This is a genomic window from Arthrobacter sp. 10L424 (genome assembly GCF_056395325.1).
Genome location: NZ_JBFTJH010000013.1, coordinates 39,062 through 58,479, shown reverse-complemented (window position 1 = coordinate 58,479; position 19,418 = coordinate 39,062). Strand labels below are relative to the sequence as shown.

Annotated in this window: 24 protein-coding genes and 1 pseudogene; 11 read left to right on the top strand and 14 right to left on the bottom strand. The window is 63.8% G+C overall.

Annotated features, from left to right (window positions below):
• Window positions 1–19: 19 nt before the first annotated feature.
• Complete coding sequence (locus tag AC1DC5_RS18100; protein ID WP_476866096.1) at window positions 20–187, bottom strand: helix-turn-helix domain-containing protein; 168 nt, start codon at window positions 185–187, stop codon at window positions 20–22.
• Between the two features lie 55 nt (window positions 188–242).
• Here AC1DC5_RS18100 and AC1DC5_RS18095 point away from each other — a divergent pair, with 55 nt between their 5' ends.
• From AC1DC5_RS18095 to AC1DC5_RS18065, 7 genes are all read left to right on the top strand, one after another.
• The gene (locus AC1DC5_RS18095) at window positions 243–746 is read left to right on the top strand and encodes an alpha-hydroxy acid oxidase (protein ID WP_476866076.1); all 504 of its coding nucleotides are present in this window, start codon (window positions 243–245) and stop codon (window positions 744–746) included.
• Window positions 747–830: 84 nt separating this feature from the next.
• Window positions 831–1,733, top strand: a complete 903-nt coding sequence (locus tag AC1DC5_RS18090; RefSeq protein ID WP_441407064.1) for an ABC transporter substrate-binding protein — start codon at window positions 831–833, stop codon at window positions 1,731–1,733.
• Between the two features lie 6 nt (window positions 1,734–1,739).
• A complete protein-coding gene (locus AC1DC5_RS18085; protein ID WP_476866075.1) occupies window positions 1,740–2,759 on the top strand; it encodes an amino acid ABC transporter permease in 1,020 nt (339 codons plus the stop codon).
• Window positions 2,756–3,523, top strand: coding sequence for an amino acid ABC transporter ATP-binding protein (locus tag AC1DC5_RS18080; RefSeq protein ID WP_476866074.1), 768 nt, complete (start codon window positions 2,756–2,758; stop codon window positions 3,521–3,523). Before AC1DC5_RS18085 ends, AC1DC5_RS18080 begins: the two co-directional genes overlap by 4 nt.
• Window positions 3,524–3,546: 23 nt before the next feature.
• On the top strand, window positions 3,547–3,825 hold the full coding sequence (locus AC1DC5_RS18075) for a hypothetical protein (RefSeq protein WP_441407061.1): 279 nt from the start codon (window positions 3,547–3,549) through the stop codon (window positions 3,823–3,825).
• Between the two features lie 188 nt (window positions 3,826–4,013).
• Window positions 4,014–5,375: an MFS transporter gene (locus tag AC1DC5_RS18070; RefSeq protein WP_476866073.1), complete on the top strand. Its 1,362-nt coding sequence runs from the start codon at window positions 4,014–4,016 to the stop codon at window positions 5,373–5,375.
• A 302-nt stretch (window positions 5,376–5,677) separates the two neighbouring features.
• Window positions 5,678–6,094, top strand: a complete 417-nt coding sequence (locus AC1DC5_RS18065) for an ester cyclase (RefSeq protein WP_476866072.1) — start codon at window positions 5,678–5,680, stop codon at window positions 6,092–6,094.
• Window positions 6,095–6,147: 53 nt separating this feature from the next.
• Here the strand turns inward: AC1DC5_RS18065 and AC1DC5_RS18060 are convergent, their stop codons facing one another.
• The 5 genes from AC1DC5_RS18060 to AC1DC5_RS18040 form a co-directional block, all read right to left on the bottom strand.
• A complete protein-coding gene (locus AC1DC5_RS18060; RefSeq protein WP_476866071.1) occupies window positions 6,148–6,906 on the bottom strand; it encodes a DinB family protein in 759 nt (252 codons plus the stop codon).
• A gap of 56 nt (window positions 6,907–6,962) precedes the next feature.
• Complete coding sequence (locus AC1DC5_RS18055; protein ID WP_476866070.1) at window positions 6,963–7,361, bottom strand: type II toxin-antitoxin system VapC family toxin; 399 nt, start codon at window positions 7,359–7,361, stop codon at window positions 6,963–6,965.
• Window positions 7,358–7,624: a type II toxin-antitoxin system Phd/YefM family antitoxin gene (locus tag AC1DC5_RS18050; RefSeq protein ID WP_476866069.1), complete on the bottom strand. Its 267-nt coding sequence runs from the start codon at window positions 7,622–7,624 to the stop codon at window positions 7,358–7,360. The genes AC1DC5_RS18055 and AC1DC5_RS18050 overlap by 4 nt, the downstream gene beginning before the upstream one ends.
• A 40-nt stretch (window positions 7,625–7,664) precedes the next feature.
• Window positions 7,665–8,246, bottom strand: a complete 582-nt coding sequence (locus tag AC1DC5_RS18045; RefSeq protein WP_476866068.1) for a histidine phosphatase family protein — start codon at window positions 8,244–8,246, stop codon at window positions 7,665–7,667.
• A 64-nt stretch (window positions 8,247–8,310) separates the two neighbouring features.
• Window positions 8,311–8,778, bottom strand: a complete 468-nt coding sequence (locus AC1DC5_RS18040) for an SRPBCC family protein (RefSeq protein WP_476866067.1) — start codon at window positions 8,776–8,778, stop codon at window positions 8,311–8,313.
• Window positions 8,779–9,017: 239 nt separating this feature from the next.
• Between AC1DC5_RS18040 and AC1DC5_RS18035 the strand changes: the two genes are divergently transcribed.
• Both AC1DC5_RS18035 and AC1DC5_RS18030 read left to right on the top strand, forming a co-directional pair.
• Window positions 9,018–9,383, top strand: coding sequence for a hypothetical protein (locus AC1DC5_RS18035; protein ID WP_476866066.1), 366 nt, complete (start codon window positions 9,018–9,020; stop codon window positions 9,381–9,383).
• 53 nt (window positions 9,384–9,436) lie between these two features.
• Window positions 9,437–9,817 carry a VOC family protein gene (locus tag AC1DC5_RS18030; RefSeq protein WP_476866065.1) on the top strand — a complete coding sequence of 127 codons (381 nt, stop codon included), beginning with the start codon at window positions 9,437–9,439 and terminating at the stop codon, window positions 9,815–9,817.
• A gap of 3 nt (window positions 9,818–9,820) precedes the next feature.
• On the opposite strand, the gene AC1DC5_RS18025 is transcribed toward AC1DC5_RS18030, so the two are convergent.
• From AC1DC5_RS18025 to AC1DC5_RS18005, 5 genes and pseudogenes are all read right to left on the bottom strand, one after another.
• Window positions 9,821–10,699, bottom strand: coding sequence for an alpha/beta hydrolase (locus AC1DC5_RS18025; protein ID WP_476866064.1), 879 nt, complete (start codon window positions 10,697–10,699; stop codon window positions 9,821–9,823).
• A gap of 214 nt (window positions 10,700–10,913) precedes the next feature.
• Window positions 10,914–11,027: pseudogene (locus tag AC1DC5_RS18020) on the bottom strand (ArsR family transcriptional regulator); the annotation flags it as partial.
• A gap of 138 nt (window positions 11,028–11,165) precedes the next feature.
• Window positions 11,166–11,519, bottom strand: a complete 354-nt coding sequence (locus tag AC1DC5_RS18015) for a prefoldin domain-containing protein (protein ID WP_476866063.1) — start codon at window positions 11,517–11,519, stop codon at window positions 11,166–11,168.
• Between the two features lie 119 nt (window positions 11,520–11,638).
• Window positions 11,639–11,902, bottom strand: coding sequence for a hypothetical protein (locus AC1DC5_RS18010; protein WP_476866062.1), 264 nt, complete (start codon window positions 11,900–11,902; stop codon window positions 11,639–11,641).
• Between the two features lie 455 nt (window positions 11,903–12,357).
• Window positions 12,358–12,735, bottom strand: coding sequence for a serine hydrolase (locus AC1DC5_RS18005; protein ID WP_476866061.1), 378 nt, complete (start codon window positions 12,733–12,735; stop codon window positions 12,358–12,360).
• A 348-nt stretch (window positions 12,736–13,083) separates the two neighbouring features.
• Here AC1DC5_RS18005 and AC1DC5_RS18000 point away from each other — a divergent pair, with 348 nt between their 5' ends.
• Together AC1DC5_RS18000 and AC1DC5_RS17995 are read left to right on the top strand one after the other, a co-directional pair.
• On the top strand, window positions 13,084–14,532 hold the full coding sequence (locus tag AC1DC5_RS18000) for an AAA family ATPase (RefSeq protein WP_476866060.1): 1,449 nt from the start codon (window positions 13,084–13,086) through the stop codon (window positions 14,530–14,532).
• A gap of 44 nt (window positions 14,533–14,576) precedes the next feature.
• Window positions 14,577–15,371: a hypothetical protein gene (locus AC1DC5_RS17995; RefSeq protein WP_476866059.1), complete on the top strand. Its 795-nt coding sequence runs from the start codon at window positions 14,577–14,579 to the stop codon at window positions 15,369–15,371.
• A 302-nt stretch (window positions 15,372–15,673) separates the two neighbouring features.
• On the opposite strand, the gene AC1DC5_RS17990 is transcribed toward AC1DC5_RS17995, so the two are convergent.
• Genes AC1DC5_RS17990 through AC1DC5_RS17980 form a run of 3 tightly spaced genes read right to left on the bottom strand, consistent with a single transcriptional unit; the run spans window position 15,674 to window position 19,361 of the window.
• Window positions 15,674–17,356, bottom strand: coding sequence for an alpha-amylase family glycosyl hydrolase (locus AC1DC5_RS17990; RefSeq protein WP_476866058.1), 1,683 nt, complete (start codon window positions 17,354–17,356; stop codon window positions 15,674–15,676).
• Window positions 17,353–18,294, bottom strand: coding sequence for a carbohydrate ABC transporter permease (locus AC1DC5_RS17985; RefSeq protein ID WP_476866057.1), 942 nt, complete (start codon window positions 18,292–18,294; stop codon window positions 17,353–17,355). Before AC1DC5_RS17985 ends, AC1DC5_RS17990 begins: the two co-directional genes overlap by 4 nt.
• Window positions 18,291–19,361, bottom strand: a complete 1,071-nt coding sequence (locus tag AC1DC5_RS17980; RefSeq protein WP_476866056.1) for a carbohydrate ABC transporter permease — start codon at window positions 19,359–19,361, stop codon at window positions 18,291–18,293. Before AC1DC5_RS17980 ends, AC1DC5_RS17985 begins: the two co-directional genes overlap by 4 nt.
• Between the last annotated feature and the right edge of the window lie 57 nt (window positions 19,362–19,418).

Below are 19,418 nucleotides of genomic sequence, written 5' to 3'. Positions count from 1 at the left end.
TCGCGGAGGCTGCGAGTGGCTAATAGCTCGCAAGTGCTAGTTGACGCCTCGCCCATAGTTGCAGCAATACAAGCAAGCGCGTTGCGGGATAGTCCAGGTCAATGCCGAAGAGCGGCTCTACACGGGACAGGCGGTAACGGACTGCATTGACTGACGTGTACGTCCAGGGATTTGGCGGCCTCCACAGCGTTACCGCTGCAGCTCAGGTAGGCGCAGATGGTTTCCTCGAAAGATTTCTTCTGGTGTTCGCCGTACTCGGCGATACGGAGTGCGTGGGCGCCGGGCAGCTGGCCGGACGCCGTCAAGGCTGCGTCAACCCGGCCGACGTCGAAAAGGCCGCCCGCATCGGCCTTGATGCCGTCCAGCTGAGCAACCACGGCAGCCGCCAACTCGACCACATGTTGAGTCCGATGGATGTGCTGCAGGAATCCCGGCAACGGGTGGTCGGCTCGATCGAGGTCTACGTGGACTCGGGCATCCGCCGGGGAAGCGACATCCTCAATGCGCTGGCGCTGGGCGCCGATGCCGGCTCGATCGGCAGGGCCTACCTGTACGGGTTGGTGGCGGCAGGCTCGCCCGGCGTCGGGCGCATCATTGAGATCCTCGCGGACGAGCTGCGGCGTACGATGACGTTAGTGGGCGTTTCCAGCATTTCGGAGTTGAAAGCTCGAGGCGGGGAAATTCTGCGGGACATCCGTCATTCGGGAGAGATCGTTGAAACTACAGCGTCAGGCAACACTCATTGAGGAGTTCGGAATTTGCGGGCACAAAGTGCCCTCCTCCCGCAGACTTGCGGGAACCTTGTGATTCTCTGAACAGCTAAGGAAACCATGCGCACCCGATACCTACTTCCCGTTCTCACCATAGCCACGGCTCTCTCGCTCTCCGGCTGCGTCAACAACAGCGAACCTGCAGCCACCGGCTCGGCATCCGGAACCGCCGACGCTATTGAGGTGAAGAAGAATGACTCCATTGCCGCGATGCTCCCGGAGAAGATGAAAACCGCGGGTGTCCTCAACGTTGGCATGGCCAACAACTACCCACCCAACGAGTTCAAGGACGACAACGGTGCGCCGGCAGGCTGGTCAGTGGACCTCACCAACGCCCTGGGCCAAGTCATGGGCCTGAAGGTCAACTTCGACATCGGCACCTTCGACAACATCCTTCCGGCCGTGCGCGCAGGAAAGGATGACATGGGCATGTCCTCCTTCACCGACACGCTGGAACGCGAAAAGCAGGTGGATTTCGTCAACTATTACTCCGCCGGGATCCAATGGGCCGCCCCGAAGGGCAAGACCGTGGACCCCGACAACGCCTGCGGACTCAAGGTCGCCGTCCAGGCAACCACCTATGAGGACACCCACGAAGTGCCCGCAAAGTCGAAGGCCTGCACCGACGCCGGCAAGCCGGCCATCACCATCTTCAGGTACGACGCTCAGGATCAGGCGACCAACGCCCTCGTGGTCGGACAGGTGGACGCCATGAGCGCCGATTCGCCCGTCACCCTCTACGCGATCTCCAAGACCAAGGACAAGCTGCAGACCGCCGGAGACGCCTTCGAAGTGGCACCGTACGGCATTCCGGTGGCCCAAGGCAGCGAATTTACGCCGGTCCTCCAGAAGGCCCTCCAGTCGCTGATCGACGATGGCACCTACGTCAAGATCCTGTCCAAGTGGGGAGTGGAAGCCGGCGGAGTGAAGACGGCGGACCTCAATGTGGCAGCCAAAGGGTGATGACAGATGAGCGAGCCGGAATCCGACCGGATGATTGAGGCGGAACCCGGCAGGACGCCGCGGACCGGAAGGGGACGGAGCGCGGAGGAAGCGCCGCCGGAGGCGATCGTCGCCATCCCGCTGCGCCACCCCTGGCGGAACGTGGTGGCGGTACTCCTCATCCTCGGGCTGGCGGTATTTGTGCTGGACGCCGCCCAGCGCGCTGACTATGGCTGGCCGGACGTGGGCAAGTACATCTTCGACCGGCGGATCAGCCAGGCCGCCTGGGTGACGTTGTGGCTGACCATCTACTCGATGATCGGCGCGATCGTGATCGGCCTGCTGCTGGCCATCATGCGGCTTTCGCCGAACCCGGTCCTGAAGAGCATTGCCTGGCTGTATATCTGGATCTTCCGGGGAACCCCGGTCTACGTGCAGCTGGTCTTCTGGGGCATCGTGTCCCTGATCTATCCGGTGTTCACGCTGGGCATTCCGTTTACGGAGCCGTGGGTCACCATCCCGAATGAGGTCTTTACCAACCTCTTCATCACGGCCGTGATCGGGCTGGCCCTGAACGAAGCCGCCTACATGTCCGAAATCGTGCGGGCCGGGCTGTTGTCCGTGGACGAGGGCCAGGAGGAAGCGTCGACGGCGCTGGCCATGTCCTGGGGGCAGACGATGCGGTATGTCGTGGTTCCCCAGGCGATGAAGATCATCATTCCGCCCACCGGCAACGAGGTGATCTCGATGCTCAAGACCACCTCGCTGGTGGCCGCGATTCCGTTGAGCATCGACCTCTACGGCGTGTCCCGCGGTATTTCCGCGGTGACCTTCACTCCGGTGCCGCTGCTGATTGTGGCTTCCCTCTGGTACCTGCTGTTCACCTCCATCCTGATGGTGGGACAGCACTTCATTGAGAAGCGGTTCTCCCGCGGAACCGGTCGGGTCAAGACGGGCAAGGAACCGGCGACGCCGGAGCCGGCACCGACGGCGGTTCCCGGTAAGCCCACCCCGCCGCTCGGCACAGATTTTGGAGGAAAAGGATGACGGACGCGCCGATGGTGCTCGCGGAGCGGGTCTCCAAGAATTTCGGCACCAACAAGGTGCTGCGCGGGATCAGTCTCGAGGTCGATCCCGGCGAGGTGCTCTGCATTGTGGGCCCCAGCGGTTCTGGTAAGTCGACGTTCCTGCGGTGCATCAACCACCTGGAACGGGTTGACGGCGGCAGGCTTTCGGTCGACGGACAGCTTGTTGGCTACCGTCAAAAGGGAGACAAGCTCTACGAACTGAAGCTCAAGGAAGCAGCCTTCCAGCGCCAGGAAATCGGCATGGTGTTTCAGCGGTTCAACCTGTTTCCGCACCTGACCGCTGTGGAGAACATCATCCTCGCCCCCATGCGGGTGAAAGGTCTTTCCAAGGCCAAAGCCACCGCCCGGGCCATGGAACTGCTGGAGCGTGTGGGGCTGGGCGACAAGGGGGACGCCTATCCGGCGCACCTGTCGGGCGGGCAGCAGCAGCGTGTGGCCATCGCACGTGCACTGGCCATGGACCCGAAGCTGATGCTCTTCGACGAGCCAACAAGCGCCCTGGACCCCGAACTGGTGGGCGAGGTGCTCGACGTCATGAAGGAACTGGCCAAGAGCGGCATGACCATGATTGTGGTGACGCATGAGATGGGGTTCGCCCGCGAAGTGGCGGACACGCTGGTGTTCATGGACGAAGGCGTGGTGGTGGAGGCCGGACCACCCCGGCAGATCCTGAGCGATCCGCAGCACGACCGGACCAAGGCGTTCCTTTCCAAGGTCCTCTGACATCTGCTGTTGACCCCTCGGCGGTGGGTCTGGGCTTCGCCGGGGCCCGTGGGTTCGCCGCCGGCTCCCTGCCGGACACCAGGGAACGGCTGCTGGGGATCGAGCAGGCGGAGACGGACGGCCGGCTCAGCATCGGGGTGCGGGCCTTCCAGGACCTCCGGGTCGTCCTGCCGTCGGACCTCATCTTCGCTGGCTACTCGCTGCCCCGCATCCACCCGGACCAGGTCGGTGGGTTCTGCGCCGTGCTGCTGAGCGCCCTCCGGCGCCACGGCGTTCACATTCTCGACGTGATCGCCCGCTAACCGTGACTCGCGGCCGGGCAGGTGTCACGGGACGCAGGCTTTTGCCTCCCCGCCGAGAGGACTTCCGCGGCATTCCGCCGGAGCCCCGGCGCCGCAGGGCCAAAAGCCTGGCGTGCGTGACACGCCCGTCACCGCGGAAAGTGGCGTCCGGTTCGATTTTGGCAGGCGCTCTGCGACAGACTGTTGCCGTGAGCAACTCTCCCCGGACGGGCCACGCCGTCGCAGGACTCAGCCTGGGCACGGCCCTGAACCCGCTGAACTCCTCGATGATCGCCGTCGCCCTGGTGGTGCTGCGCACGGACTTCGGGCTCGACGTCGCCACCGTCACCTGGGTGATCACCTCCTTCTACCTCACCTCGGCGGCGGGCCAGCCGCTCATGGGCAGGCTGGCTGACCGGTTCGGCCCGCGGCGGCTGTTCATGCTCGGCATGGCCCTGGTGGCCGTGACCTGCGCGCTGGCTCCGTTCGCGCCGAACTTCGCGGTGCTCTGCGTGGCCCGCGCCGTCATGGCCTTGGGCACGGCGGCGGCGTACCCGAGCGCCGTCGTCATGGTCGGGGAGTTGGCGAAGCAGGCGAACGTGAAGTCCACCCGGCCGCTGGGCCGGATCCAGATGGCCAACACTTCCGCGGCGGCCGTCGGGCCCGTGGTGGGCGGGCTGTTGGTGGGCTTCGTTGGCTGGGAGGCCCTGTTCCTGCTGAACGTCCCGCTGGCCCTGGCCGCGATCCTCCTGGTCGGGCGGTTCGCCCCGCCGGACGGGGCCCGGGAACGCGGCTCGGCGTCGGAACTGCTGCGGGACTCGGACATTCCGGGCATCCTGGCCTTCATCGGCTCCATGGTGCTGGTGATGATGGCGCTGCTCAACGTCCTGCCGGGCTACCGCTGGTGGCTGCTGGGCGGAGGAACGTTGCTGGCCGCGCTGTTCGTGTGGCGCGAACTGCGCTTCGCCCCGCCGTTCCTCGACCTGCGGCTGCTGGGCAGGAACCGGCCACTGCTGCTGGTCTATCTGGGCTTCGCCCTGTTCAGCTGCGTCTACTATTTCGCGTTCTTCGGCCTGCCGCAGCTGCTGCAGGAAGCCGGCGGCTACGATCCCCGAGTTGTCGGTCTCTTGGTGCTGCCGCTGGCCGCGGTTTCGGTGGTCTCGACGCCGGTGGCCGTCCGCGGGATGGACCGGTTCGGGGTTAAGCGCGTGCTGGTCGCCGGCGTCGTGATGCTCATGATGGCCTCGGGGGCGATGTGGCTGTTGACCGCCTCGTTCGCTATCCCGCTGGTGGTGGCGCTGACCGCACTGCTGGGCGTGCCCTACGGCGTGGCGAGCATCGCCTACAACCAGGGCATGTACCTCTCCACCCGGCCGGAGGAACGCGGGGTAGCCGCCGGGATCTTCCAGACCTGCCGGTACCTCGGGGCGATCACGGCCACGGTGCTGATCGGGATTTCCTATGGCACGGGCGTCAGCCAGGCCAACTGGGGACTCATCGTGTTGGCGATGCTGGGACTCGGCGGAGTGGTGCTTGCGGTGTCGCTGCTGTGGCGGGAGCGACGGGGCTGAGGGCCGCCGGCGCGGACTCCGTTTCCCCGCCGGGTGGGCTTCCGCAGGGAGGTCTATCCGGAGGCGAACTCGGGGGCCAGATGGGCCGTCGACGGCGGTAGCCACGGCATCTTGACACGCTCAAAACCCCGGATTAGGTTCTGCCTTAACAGGGCGTATCGCCCGACTCACAAGTCTTTGACACTACTTCCCAGCGTCCGGCGCCAGCCCACGAAAAGTGGCACGGCCGACGGTGGTACGTCATGGCGGGCGCCAAACGTCTGGGGGATCCAATTCGGTCTCGAGCCTGCAAGGAGTCGGAAATGGCTGAAGGAACTGGATTGATCAAGCGGTTCTACACAGAGGTGATTGGGGACGGAAACCTCGCCCTCATCGATGAACTGGTGAGTGATGACTTCGTCGATCACAATCCCATGCCCGGACAATCGCCCTCCAAGGACGGCGTCGGGTTCTTCGTCAACACGATGCGGGCGGCCTTCCCTGACCTCAAGGCCACAACCAGCGAACCGGCGCTCGTGGACGGAAATCTGGAGGCGCTCTACGTGGTCCTGACCGGCACGCACAAAGGCGAACTGATGGGTGTCGAGCCCACCGGCCACAGCGTCGAATTCAGCGGCATCGACATCATCCGCATCGACGGCGGCAAGGTCGTCGAACATTGGGGAGCCACGGACATCATGGCCCTCATGCAGCAGATCGGCGCCGGGGCCGTCGGCTGAGTGGAACTGAAGCACGACGGCGGCCGGCAAGACCGCCGTCGTGCGTCAAGGCCCTACGCGCCGAACCCTGCCTCGATCGCGTCCAGGTCACGGACGGCGTAACGGTGGTGCTCCCACTCCTCGTTGATGATTGTGTGCAGGCACGACAGGATGGTCACCGGGTGTTCGGGGCCCCAGGGGTTCTTGCGCACCTTGGCCAGGTCAGCCGGGGTGGCTGCGGCGAGGAAGTCGCGCACCATGGCTACCCGGCCCGCCCGCACCTCGAGCACGTCCGCGTACGTCGGCGCGGTCGTGGAGAAGACCGACATGTCGTAACCGTCAGGCTCATACTCAAAGTTCGGCTGGCCTGCGGGGTGGTACGGCTGTTCGATCTCCAGGATGGCCCGCCGCAGCCACGTGTCTGTGGCCATGACCAGGTGACGGAGCGTCTGGGCGAATGACCACTCGCCATCCACCGAAATATCGACCGTGCCGGCCGGCATCGCCGCGACCCGCTCGAGCGTCGCCTGCCAGGTCCGCTCCAGGGCGGCCCAGGCGGCGCGCAGACCGTCCGGATCGCCGGCGCGTCGTTCGGCGCGGCCGGGAAAGCGGCGGTTGAGTTCGGCCTCGACGAAGGGGACCACGTCGACGCCGTTGACGCGCAGGAACTCTCCGCCGTCGAACAGCCACGGCGCATCGATGTCTGCCCCGCCGACGTCCACGCCGCGCATCACCGTGTTGGAAAGGTCGGACCGGACGAACCGGGCTCCCCGCAGGTTCGCATCCACGAATTGTGCTCCACGGAGGTCATCGGACTGATCAAAGGCTGCCATGGCGAAAACTGTCCCACGCTTTTCACGCGGACGCACCCGAAACGGACCGGATTCAGCTACCGGGTCATCCCCGGTGACTGGGTCCGGAGCCCGGCTTCCGTCGCTGCGGTGACGAGTTCGACGTCGTAGGCCACCAGGATGTCCGTCTGCAGCCGGACGGCGGTGGCCAGGTGGACGGCGTCGGCGTTGCGCAAATTTCCGGACATGGCGGCGGCGTACAAAAGGTCCGAACGCGCCATGTCCACGAGATTGATCCCGTCCAACACTGTGGTGATCAAATCGGCCGGCAGCCCCCGGCGGTGGCCCGCACAGTGGAGTTCCGTATAGAGCAGCATGGAGGCGACTAGCTGGTCGCCTCGATGCGCTGCCGTTGACAGGTACCGCGCCGCTGCGGCGGACTCGGTCTCCTCCACGACAAGCTTTAGGGCAGCAGAAGCGTCAACGTAGATGATCAACGGTCGCCGCGCAGTTCGGACAGGATTTCTGCGCTGCCGGTGCCGCTGCTGACGCGGCGAAGGATCTGGAAGTCCACTGGTTCCGACGTCGCGCGGCGCACGCTTCCGGACAGCAGGAGGCGCTCGAACGGCGAGGCGGCGGGCGGGATCAGGGTGGCGGCCACTTCGCCATTGTTGGTGACGTCGAGTGTTTCGCCGTTCTTCACACGCTCAAGGATCTTGCTGCTCTGATTGCGGAGCTCGCGGTGCGGGATGGTTGCCATGACTGCCTCCGTAGCAATCGTAGCCCCGGCCGGTTTGTGGTCAGCCGACGGCGGCGGTCAGCCGCTCGCCGTTGAAGTACTCAAGGTTCCAGCCCTCCGCGGGGTGATGGTGGGCCAGGTTGAGCACGGCGTTGGTGACGCTCGGCAGGGTGCGGCCGACCGCGCGGCTGAGGCTCACCCGGAGGAGGGAGCCGTGCGTGACCACCAGGACGCGGCCGCCGCGGAACTCCGCTGCCAGCGTTTCCAGTGCGGCAAGCCCGCGGTCCGCTGTTTCGTCCTCGCCTTCGGCGCCGCGGAAGCCGCCGGGGGTGCGCAGGGCATCGAGCTCGGCACCGTCCTGCAGGCCCTCTGCGGGACCGAAGCTGCGCTCGGTGAGCTCCGGGACGCGCCGGGCCACGGTGAGCCCGAGCCCGGTGGCGATCAGGTCGGCGGTTTCCGCGGCGCGGCTCAGCGGCGAAGACACGATGGCGTCCCACCCGTAGCCGGCCAGGGTTTCGACGGCGTCCCGCGCCTGGTCCCGCCCGACGTCGTTCAGCGGAATGTCGGTGGTTCCTTGCAGCCGGCGCTGCGCATTCCAGTCGGTCTGGCCGTGACGGATGAGCGCGAAAGTTGTAACGGTCATGGTTCCAGTCTGCCTTGGCGGGCGGTGGAACCGGACATCGCTGACAAGGGGGGTCCGGGCCTTCTCAGGTGCGGCTGTTCAGTACCGCCTGCAATTTCTCGAACGACTCGGTCCATCCGCTGCGGTGCAAGTCCAGCCGCTCTTCCGTCAGGAACGGTCCCTGCGAGAGCACCAGGCGCGTGGCTTCGTCGGTGCTCCCCAGTGCGAGGTCGACGACGGTGTCCCGGTCGTCCGCCGTCGGTTCCTCCCAGCGGAAGGTGTACACGAGGCGCCATGGCGGATCGATCTCCAGGAACTCGCCCGAAAGGTGGAACGGATCGCCGTCCGGTGGCGTCATCCGCAACCGGTAGCTGCCGCCTTCCGTCAGGCTTACCTCGGCTGCGGGGATGGTGAAGCCGTGCGGACCCCACCACTTCACCAGTTCGGCGGACTCCGTCAGCATCCTGAAGACTTCCTCCGGGGGAGCGTCGAGCGTGCATTCCAAGTCCAGGATCAGCCCGCCGGTCTCCTCATTTCCGGTTTCCTCGTTCATCGTTTAACTCTGGCATCCTGCCGACGCCGAAGGAAGTGGGCCGGCCTAACAGCGCCGGTCAGGGAGGCGATAATTCGGGTCCTGAAGTCCCCTAGCCGTCACCCTCACACCTGCGTAGACTCCACATTGTCCCTACTGAATTCACCCGCGCTGGGCGTTGCTGGGGACGCGATGGCCAGGACGATAAAGCGGTCAGCGAAAGCACCGATGGGCCTGATCGCAGAAATCAGGAGCACGTGATGAAAACAGCTCAAAACGTCGCAGCGGGCGCAGCACTAACTGCCGCACTCGTCGGCGGCGGCATGTATCTCGCAATCGCCGCGCCCGACGGCGCCGCGACCTCCACAACATCGTCGGCCTCCCAGCAAAAGGGTGGCCACCAGGCCAACGGCATCACCGAGCAACTGCTGACCGGCGACACTGCCGCCCGGGTGGAAGCGGCAGTGAGGGCCGCCAACCCTGACGCGACCGTCGTCCGCGTCGAAACCGATGCCGAGGGGGCTGCCTACGAGGCACACATCCGGAAGGCCGACGGGACAAAAGCGACGGTGAAACTGGACGCCTCGTTCAACATCACGGGCACCGAAGCGGGCAAGAAACGCTGAGGGCCGCCACGAACGCCATCGCTGCGATTATCAACGAATAGAAGGGAATCATCATGCTCAAGGATTCAAACATCATCGCTGTCCTCGCCGCGAAGGACATCAACAGGGCGAAGGAGTTCTACCGGGACAAGCTGGGGATAGAGCCCACTGATTCCATGGAGGAGGGGAGCCTGATGTACAGCTGCGGCCAAGGAACGGGCTTCCTCATCTACCAGACAGAGAATGCAGGAACAGCCAAAAACACCCAGATGGGCTGGGAAACAGATAATCTCGAACAGGAGATGGAGGAACTGCGCGGCCGCGGCGTCGTCTTTGAAGAGTACGACTTTCCCGGTCTGAAGACGGAAAACGGCGTGGCCACCGCCGACTGGGGGAAGGCAGCCTGGTTCCTGGACAGCGAGGGCAACATCATCAACCTCTCCCAACGCGCGTAGTCGCTAGAGATTCCGGAGCCAGTCCTGAAGGACGGGCAGCACGATCCTGCTGTTCATTGCGCCGATGTGGTCCAGGCCGGGGAGGACGCGCACATCCCAACCGGCGACGGTGAGGTCCCGTTCGTGGGCGGCAAGGGGCTCGCCGATTCTCACCTGCACGTTGTCCCAGGCCGGGCCGTAGTCGATCCTGTCTGCCGAGCCGGCAAAAGCCAGCCGCGGTAGACGCGCCGGCAAAGTCACCTGGGCGTCGTCGAAGCCTTGAAGCGCCTCATATAACGTGACGAATTGCCGGGTTTGCGCCTCTGACGTCTGGACCGGGAAAGCGTCCCAGTCGCCGGGTTCGATCTCGCTGAGTTCAATCCCGGCGACACCAGCTTCGATGTCGGCCGGCTGGCTGTGGGCGGCCGCTTCGGTGGCCATCCTGTGCGCCGACCGTGTAACGGAGAGCATGCTCTTGTAGGGGCCGTCGAGAGGCGGAAAGCCGCCCATGGCCAGCGCCCAGAGCCGCTCCGTGCGGACGGCGAGCTGCAGCCCGGCCAGCGCCAGCCACGAGTAACCGTAGTAGGCGAAAGTATCGGCCCCGGCCGCGTCCGCGATCGCCAGGAGGTCGGCCGCTATATTGGCCGGGGTCAGGGTGTCCGGCGCGGGGTGTGCCATCCGGTGGCCCTCGTAGTCGGCCGAGATGACGCGATGCGTGCGGGAAAGGCCTGCCACCAGGTTCGGCCCCAGCTCAGGGTCCGCGCCCCACCGCCGCATCGTCTCGGCTTCGTTCGGCGGATAAGGCTCAATCCGGACGGGGAGCAGCACGGAACGCCCCGCTCCTTGGACAGACAGGGGGATGGCAGTGCTGTCGTGCAGGACAGCTTCAAGAGTGTGGGGCACGTTTCCTCCCGGCTTCTTCAGCTGCGGCTACGTAATACTGTCTGCAATTTCTCGAACGACTCGGTCCATCCGTTGCGGTGCAGGTCCACCCGCTCTTCCGTCAGGAACGGTCCCTGCGCCCGCCAGTTTCTTCATTCATCGTTCAACTCTGTCATTTTGGGCACTCTGACGGAAGGCGATCGGGCTGGCGGCCGCCCGTCAGGGGTGTGCCGGCTCAGGTGTACATGAGGGAGCCGGGAGTGGTGAGGAGCTCGCCGGTTTCCAGCCAGGTCTTCAGTCCGGAGAGGATCGTCGGCCAGCCGCCATAGAGTTGGTCGTTGGCGTTTTTCGGGTGTGCGCTGCGTTCCTGAGCGGCCGAATTTGCCGCGAAGGACCTCCGCGAATGCGGCCGGCCCTGGGCACAAAGACAAACAGAGGAACCCCGCAGTGCTGAGCACGGCGGGGTTCCTCTGTGGCTAGGCGCCTGTTACTCGGAACCGGGTTTCTGTTCCCGGTCCCGGAGGTTCTTCTTGATCTCGTCGAACTTCTCCTTGATGACCCGTTCCGCCTCCGAGAGGGTCTTGCTGGCACTGCTCAGGGGATCCAACTGAACGTAGACGTTCTGGCCGACGGGCACGTCGTACTCGTCCTTCAGATGCGTGCCGCCGCCCACGCCCTGCAGAGACAGGTACACCATGGCGTCCGTCCGGGCAACGCCCGCGAGTGTTCCGAAGACAACTGTGAAGTCGTTGGGTTCAAAGCTCACAGTCTGACCGATATGGCTGCGGTCCAGGTCGCCGGCTGCGACCGGCTTCTCGGACGGACTTCCGCTGTAGCTCATGAACTTCTCCTAATAGTCGAGGGACACGTACCCGGGCAGTCTATCTACGAGGCCCGTGAAGGTCCGGCGGTTCCGCTTCCGGCGAGGAGGCTGCGGCAAGCGGGCCGGCATCTCTCTTCTCAGGGTGCTGCCTGCGAGGCCCGCATCGCCATCAGCACCCAAACCGTCCGCGGGACCGGCCACAGGATTGCCAGCGCAAGAACCGGCACCAGGGAGATGCCGACGTCGGGAAACTGGCGGACGATGACGGACAGGCTGGTGTCGAACCGGGTGGGGGCGTAGACGAGGCAGAGCCACAGCGCGAACCCGTCGAGGGCGAGAGCCGCGGCGGCTAAGGCCAGGAGAATCGGCCGCTTTTCGGCAGGTGCGTCTCCCCGCGGCAACAGGAACCGGAGCGCCAGCCACAGGCTCAGCAGCTCCGCCAGCAGCAGTGCGAGTGCGACCGCCCAGCTGTAGCGCTGCAGCCAGTCCTCGTGCTCACCGCAGGTACCGGCGGGTGGCCGTGGAGAATCCGCAGAAGGTTGGTGTCGATCGCCTTCAGCCGTGACGGGGCGGCCGTGTCATTGCCGTTGATGACCAGGGCGACGCCAAGCCGGGCGGACGGGATCATGGCCAGGTAGGTGTGGCTGTTGCCCCATTCCCCTGATGCTCCAGGAACCGGCAACGTCCCTTCCGGGACCGGCGGACTCCACCAGCGGCCGGGAGTACCAGCCCATGGCGTAGCGCGTGGATCCGTCCACCTGCGCCCGTGGCTCGAACATTGCCGCAACGCTCCCGTGCTGGAGGATGCGGGCGTCGCCGTAGCGGCCGCCGTCAAGCAGTGCCATCAGTTCGTGGCTCAGGTCCTCGGCCGACGAATACATCGTGGAGGACGGCATTCCGGTGGCGGGAGCGAGACGTCGGTCTGCCGCCACCACGCGCCAAACCACCGCGAGTAGCCGGCAGTCGCATTGCCTGCGCGGGCATCAGCCCGCGTCGGATGGCTGTCGGCCATCTCCAGGGGCCCGAAGACGTGCTGCTGTACGTACTCGCCGAACGGCTGGCCGGAGACCGTCTGCACCAGGAGGCCCGCGCTGTTGAAGTTGGCGTTGGCATACCGGAAGGCCGCGCCCGGTTCGCCGGCCAGCCTGGATTCTGCCAGGGCCTGCACCCCTTCTTCGAGGGCGTCCGGGCCTTGCGCGTCGGAGGCCTCGAAGGCCGTGGGCTTCGAGTCCATAGTTCGGGCCAAATCCGCTGCCGCAGGTCCTCGCGACTGAGTTTCAAGGTGGGGCCCGCCGTATATTGTCGATTGGAGTGTGGCGACCGCGTGCGTTTCCGAATGATGTCGTCAGCGTAGGAAAACTACGGGGGAATAGGGCACCTTGACGGAATCGAGAGAACACCCCGACAAGAACTATCCTAAGTTGTAGAAGCAGAGCAAAGTCTGTCACCATCAACGCATCTTGGGATGCCGAGGAGTATCGTGGAATTTCTGTTCTTGTCGCATCGTTCTCGACCCCCTAGGAATCCAAGTCCGACGCGGGTTGCCTATCTTATCGAGGACAACTGGAACGACTACGGATACGTGACGCAGTACCAGCTGGTTATTCATGATGGCCGAGGAAAGCTTGATGAAATCGGATATGTGAAATTCGGTCAACGCGAAATGGCCGAAGATCAAACTTCACCTGAGTTGCCGGAGCGGTTCAGGCAACTCAGCGATGAGTTCTTTTCACTTGGGCAAGATGAGCTTTACTATCTTAGGCTAATTTCCGCATATCCGGCAGATGCAAGAGAAATTTTGGCTGCTCTTCGTGACGTTGCTGCCGATGAAGCATTATTTGAGGAGGTATTGCATGAACCAGTGATGGGAATCTCGCTGCTTCGTTCGGTCGAACGAATTACCGTCACCCGACAGTTCCGTAGAATACTTCGTGGCGGCCCAACGCTTTCTGACTTCAAGTTTAACTTCGTGTTGGGTCCCGGTAAAGCAGTGACAAACGAAATTCGTTTAGACTTTGATGTCAAGGCTAACTCAACGCCTCCAACCAATATTCATGTCATAATAGGCGGAAATGGGGCCGGGAAAACCACTGTCCTAAATGGAATGGTTGAAGCTTTTTTGGGAGAGGCGCGCACTAAAGGAAAGTTCCAAAATCAAGAAGATTCAAATGCAAATGACAATTTCGCCGGCATTGTCTCTGTCACCTTCAGCGCATTTGACCCATTTTTGCCCTGGAAGACAAATATCAATAAATCGGATGGTGTCACTCATACCTACATAGGACTTAAACGCGAGCAGGAACACGATGCTGTTACGGGCCCGGATGAACCGCGCGTGATGAACACTGAAGAACTCAGCAGTGCCTTTGCGGGCAGCGTAGGCCGCATTGTTGCACAGCGCGGTCGTCGCAGTCGATGGAAGGCTGCACTCACGACCCTTTCTTCAGATCCGATTTTTATGGAGGAGAACCTGAATGACCTTTCGGATATAGATCGGCGTGATGTTCTTGAGATTGCCCATAGTCGTTTCAAAAGATTGAGTTCTGGCCACAAAATTGCCCTGCTTACCATGGCACGTCTTATCGAGGCGGTAGAGGAAAGAACGCTTGTTCTTCTAGACGAACCAGAGGCTCATCTACATCCACCGCTCCTATCGGCGCTCATGACCGCGATTTCGGATCTAATGATCGATCGCAACGGCGTTGCTGTAGTAGCTACTCATTCACCGGTAGTTCTTCAGGAGGTGCCGCGGAGTTGTGTTTCCATATTGGGTAGAACGGGGAGTTACGCAAGGGTTCAGCGACCCGAAATAGAGACATTCGGAGAAAATGTCGGAGTGCTCACGAGGGAAGTCTTTGGTCTGGAAGTCACAAGTTCAGGCTTTCATGCCCGGCTTGAAGAAGCTCTTGCTCTAAACTCTAACGACTTCGCGGCGGCACTTGCATCACTTGGAGGTTCCTTGGGCGTCGAAGGTAAAGCCATTCTAAGAGCTATGAGCGTTACTCGGACCCGCAGAGGTGACCGCCGATGATTCCTTTGCCTCGACCTCCGTTTTCCTCTGAGTATTCATTCCGAATGTCGGTTTCTGGTTTCCCAGATCCTGATCTTAGGCTGCGGTTGGGATTGCTAGCTGAAAGCGTTATTAGCGCTTCTGCGGATTTTGAATTGGCATTTTCTGGGGGGCAACTTTGTTTCAATGAACCATTGACGCTGGACTACAAAAAGCTCGATCTGACTAAGCGGGAAATACGTAATTTATACACCAAAGGTATGGTAAGTTACTCCAGTGGGCGTGTTATTTACGATCGAATCAAGGGATCTGGAAAATGCCCGACATGTCGCGTCAGGACAATCAGTCAACTCGACCACTATTTGCCGAAGAATAAGTTTCCTCTTTTGGCTGTAACGCCGCTTAATCTTGTACCTTCATGTTCTGATTGCAATTATGCCAAGCGGGCGCACAATCCTCGTATTTCAGCTGAAGTCTTGCTTCATCCCTATTTTGAAGATATTTCCGGTCAAGTATGGCTTCGCGCCGTGGTAGAGGAAACTAATCCCCCTACTATTTCGTATTTCGTGGATCCCCCGGAGAGCTGGTCGGACGATCTTTCCGCTCGTGTCAGATTTCAGTTCGACATGCTAGGGCTAGCAGAGCTGTACAGCATTGAAGCAGCGACTGAATTGTCGGAGATGTGGAGTTATCTCTCAGATTTGCACGGTGGGGAATCCGATGGTCATTTAGCTGTACAGGATCATCTTCATGATATTGCCGTTAGCAGAGCAAATGTTGCCCCAAACGGTTGGCGGGCGGCTGCATACGCGGCCATGGCAACAAGCGAGTGGTATTGCCGACAAGTCTTCATGGGATGAGCTGTGCGGCGGGCGGCAAATCATTCTCCAGTCATAAAGACGATCAAAGTGGATTGTGCTGGCGACGAATCGGCCGCTCGGCGCTCCAGTCCCGACTCTCGGGGCGGAAATCCCAGCAAACTGGGAGGCCCGACCCGACCCGGAGCCCGGCCGCAGATAGCGTGGCTGGCAACTTTCCTACGACCGTGCGGCGGGATGACTTAGGTACGGCGGCCGGCAGCGCCACCGTCGCCCGCATTGGAAAGAGCCTTCCACGTTTTCCAAGCAAGAGTGGACAGTTCATTTCCGTGTTTCTGATCGTCTCAGCCGCGCAGCACCCATACAGCGTTGTTCGGCTGGAGCCAGCGGTTCTCGGCCAGGGGCGCGGCGCTGAGCAGGACCGATCCGGCCGGCAGCCGCACCGGCTCGGTGCCCATTGCGACGGCGACGAAGAAGTCGGCGCTGCGTTCGCAGATCAGCAGGTTCCCGGCTTCGATCCGCCAGGTGCCGCCGTCGTTCGGGCCGAAGACCTCCGTCTTCCACAGCAGCCGGCGCAGCTCCAGCGCTTTGGTCACCAACGACAGCGAGGACTCTGCGTCCTGCTGCTGGAGCTCGATGGCGTGTGCTCCCCAGCCCTCCGGGACCGGCAACCATGGCTGAGCCGCCGGTTCAGCCAGCGAGAAGCCGTGGCTCAGCGCAGCGTCCGCGGTCCAGGGCAACGGGACGCGGGCGCCGTCGCGGCAGACGCCGCCGCGTGCCCACATCGGATCCACCCGGGACTCCAGCGGGACATCGACCTCGGGCAGCCCGAGTTCTTGCCCCTGGTAGAGGTATGCCGGGCCGGGCAGCCCAAGCAACGCCACCAGCGCGGCGCGGGCGCGCAGTGCGCCAACGTCGCCGCCGCCGAACCGGGTGACGGAACGGACAATGTCGTGGTTCTCCAGCGCCCACGTGGGCGTGCCGCCGTGCAGCTGCCGCGCGGCTTCGAGCTCATTCCCGACGGCGGCCCACGCCTCCGGGTCCCAGCCGAGCTTCACAAACGCGAACGCAAAGGCCTGCTGCATCTCGTCCGCGCGGGTGTAGCGGGCGGCGCGGGCCGGTTCCAGGTTGACCTCGCCCACCAGCAGGCGGTGCGGCTCGTACTTCTCGGCCAGGGTGCGCCAGCGGCGGTAGACCTCGTGGACTTCCTCCTGGTCCGAGACCTGCGGGTTGGACCGCAGCCCGTCCACCACCCCGCCCTCGGAGGGCGAGTCTGGCAGGCCGTCGGCCTTGAACAGGGCATGCGCGACGTCGATCCGGAGGCCGTCCACGCCCTTGTCGAACCAGAAGCGCAGTACACCGTCGAAATACTCGCCGACGGCGGGATTGCGCCAGTTCCAGTCCGGCTGCTCGGGGGAGAAGAGGTGCAGGTACCAGTCCGTGTCCGTCTCGGACTGCGGGCTGGCGCGGCTCCAGGCGCGGCCGCCGAAGACGCTCTGCCAGTTGTTTGGCGGAACGTCGCCGCCGGCGCCATCGGAAGCAGCAACGCCAGCAGCGCCAGCCGAAGCGCCGCCGTCGTCGGGCATGTCCGCCGGACCGGGGACGAAGTGGAACATGTCCCGTTCCGGCGAGCCCGGCCCGGCCGCCAAAGCAGCCTGGAACAGCGGGTGCTCCGAGGAACAGTGGTTGGGGACGACGTCGAGCAGGATCCGCAGGCCCAGCGAGTGTGCCAGCTCCAGCAAGGTATCGAACTGCTCCATGGTGCCGAACAGCGGGTCCACGCCGCAGTAGTCGGACACATCGTAACCCTGGTCCACCTGCGGGGAGGGCTGGAACGGGGTCATCCAGATGCCGTCGACCCCGAGCGAGGCGATGTACGGCAGCCGGGCAATCAGCCCGGCGAGGTCGCCCACGCCGTCGCCGTCGCCGTCGGCGAAGGACCGCGGATAGACCTGGTAGATGACGGCGGACTGCCACCACTCGGCGGCGGGCGCCACAGCGGTCTCCTCGACCGAAGCACGGCTCATTTGCTGGCGCCGGCGGTGAGGCCTTCGACGATCCGGCGCTGGAAGACCAGCACCATGATCACCAGCGGGACGGTGACGATCACGCCGGCCGCCATCTGCTCGCCGAACGGCGCCTGGAATTCGGTGGCGCCGGTGAACTTGGAGATCGCCACCGTGGCGGTCTGGATCTTGGGATCGTTGATCATCGACAGCGCGATGATGAACTCGTTCCAGCTGTGGATGAACGTCAGGATTGCGGTGGTGAAGACGCCCGGCGCGGCCAGCGGCAGCAGCACCCGGCGGAACGCCTGCCACTTGGTGCAGCCGTCGATCATGGCGGCCTCTTCAAGGTCGAACGGCAGGGCCTTCATAAACGTGGTGAGGTTCCAGACCGCCAGCGGGATCGCGAAGGACAGGTTCGGCACGATCATCGCCTGGTAGGTGTTGATCCAGCCGATGTCCGTGAAGAGGCGCAGCAGCGGGACCACGACGGAGATGCCGGGGAACATCGACGTCGCGATGATGACGCCCAGGATCAGCGACTTGAAGCGGAAGTTCAGCCGGGAGATCGCGTACGCGGCAAACACGCCCAGGACCAGCGCGAACGTGGTGGTGGTGCCGGCGACGATCAGGGAGTTGAGCAGCGCCTGGCCGAACATCGTGGAGCCGTCGAACACCTTGGCGTAGTTCTCCAGCGAGAACGGCGCCGGCAGCAGGGTGTTGTCGAAGATATCCGCGGTGCGGCGCAGGCTGGAGACCAGCATCCAGTAGAACGGGGCCAGGCAGTACACGAAGATCAGCGCCAGGCCGGCGTAGACGCTGTAGGAGCGCCAGGTGCGCTTGGGTTTCGGTTTGCCGGCTTTCGATGAGCCGCGCACGACGGCGGCCGTCGCCTTGGGTGCGCGGGAACCGGTCGCGCCGGAATCGGCGGCGGCGTTGCGGAGGTCGGAGATGGTCATCGGGTGGCCTCGGCCTTCTTGGGGTCTGTCTGTTCAGCGGTCGCCGGCGTCTGGCTGGCCGCGAGCCGGTTTTTCCGGGCGGTCTTCTTCGACAGCAGCTTCAGTTCCTTGGCGCCGGTGACGTCGGCGCCGAGCACCTTCACAAAGACGATCGCGACGACGGCGACGTACAGGAAGAGCATGACGGCGAACGCGGACGCGGAGCCGTAGCGGAGCTGGTTGGATTCGTCCCAGGCCAGCATGGAGAGGGTCTCGACGGATTCCTTGCCCGGGCCGATCAGCACGAAGGGCAGGTCGAACATGCGCAGGGCGTCGAGCATGCGGAACAGCACGGCCACCAGCAGGGTGGGCTTGACCAGCGGGAGGGTGATGGAGCCGAGCTGGCGCCACCAGCCGGCGCCATCGATCCGGGCGGCTTCGTAGACTTCGCCGGGGATGACCTGCATGCCGGCGAGGACCAGGAGGCCGATGAACGGGGCGGTCTTCCAGACTTCGGCGATGATGACGGCGATTTTGGAGGCGTTGCCTTCGGCGGTCCAGAGGATCTCGGAGCCGAGCAGGGTGTTGGCGATGCCGTCGGACTGGAAGATCCAGCGCCAGAGCAGGCCGGAGACGGCGGTGGGGACGGCCCACGGGACCAGGATGCTGGCGCGCAGGAAGGACCGGCCGCGGAAGGCGCGGTTCATGGCGAGGGCCAGGCAGAGGCCCAGGACGGTCTCGAGGAACACCGTGGTGACGGTGAAGAAGGTGGTGTTGGCGAAGGCGTTCAGGAAGCGACGGCCGGATTCGCCGACGAACAGGTCGGCGTAGTTGGCGAGGCCCACGAAGGAGTCGACGTCGGAGACGAAGCCGTCCGCGTCCAGGCCGGATTCGGCGCGGAACAGGGACTGGTGCACCGCGGAGAGCAGCGGGTACACAATCACCAGTGCCAGCACCAGGATGGTGGGGGAGAGCAGCATCGCGGCCATGCGGCCTTCGCCGGGGGAGCGTTTGCCGCGTCTGCGCGGGCTGCCTGGCTTGGGCGTGCCGGTCTGCGCGCCGGCGGGCGGGGCGGTCGTCGTCGTCATGCTGGGTACCTAACTGGAGTTGCAGCTGCCTGGCCGGCCGGGGTGGACCGGCCGGCC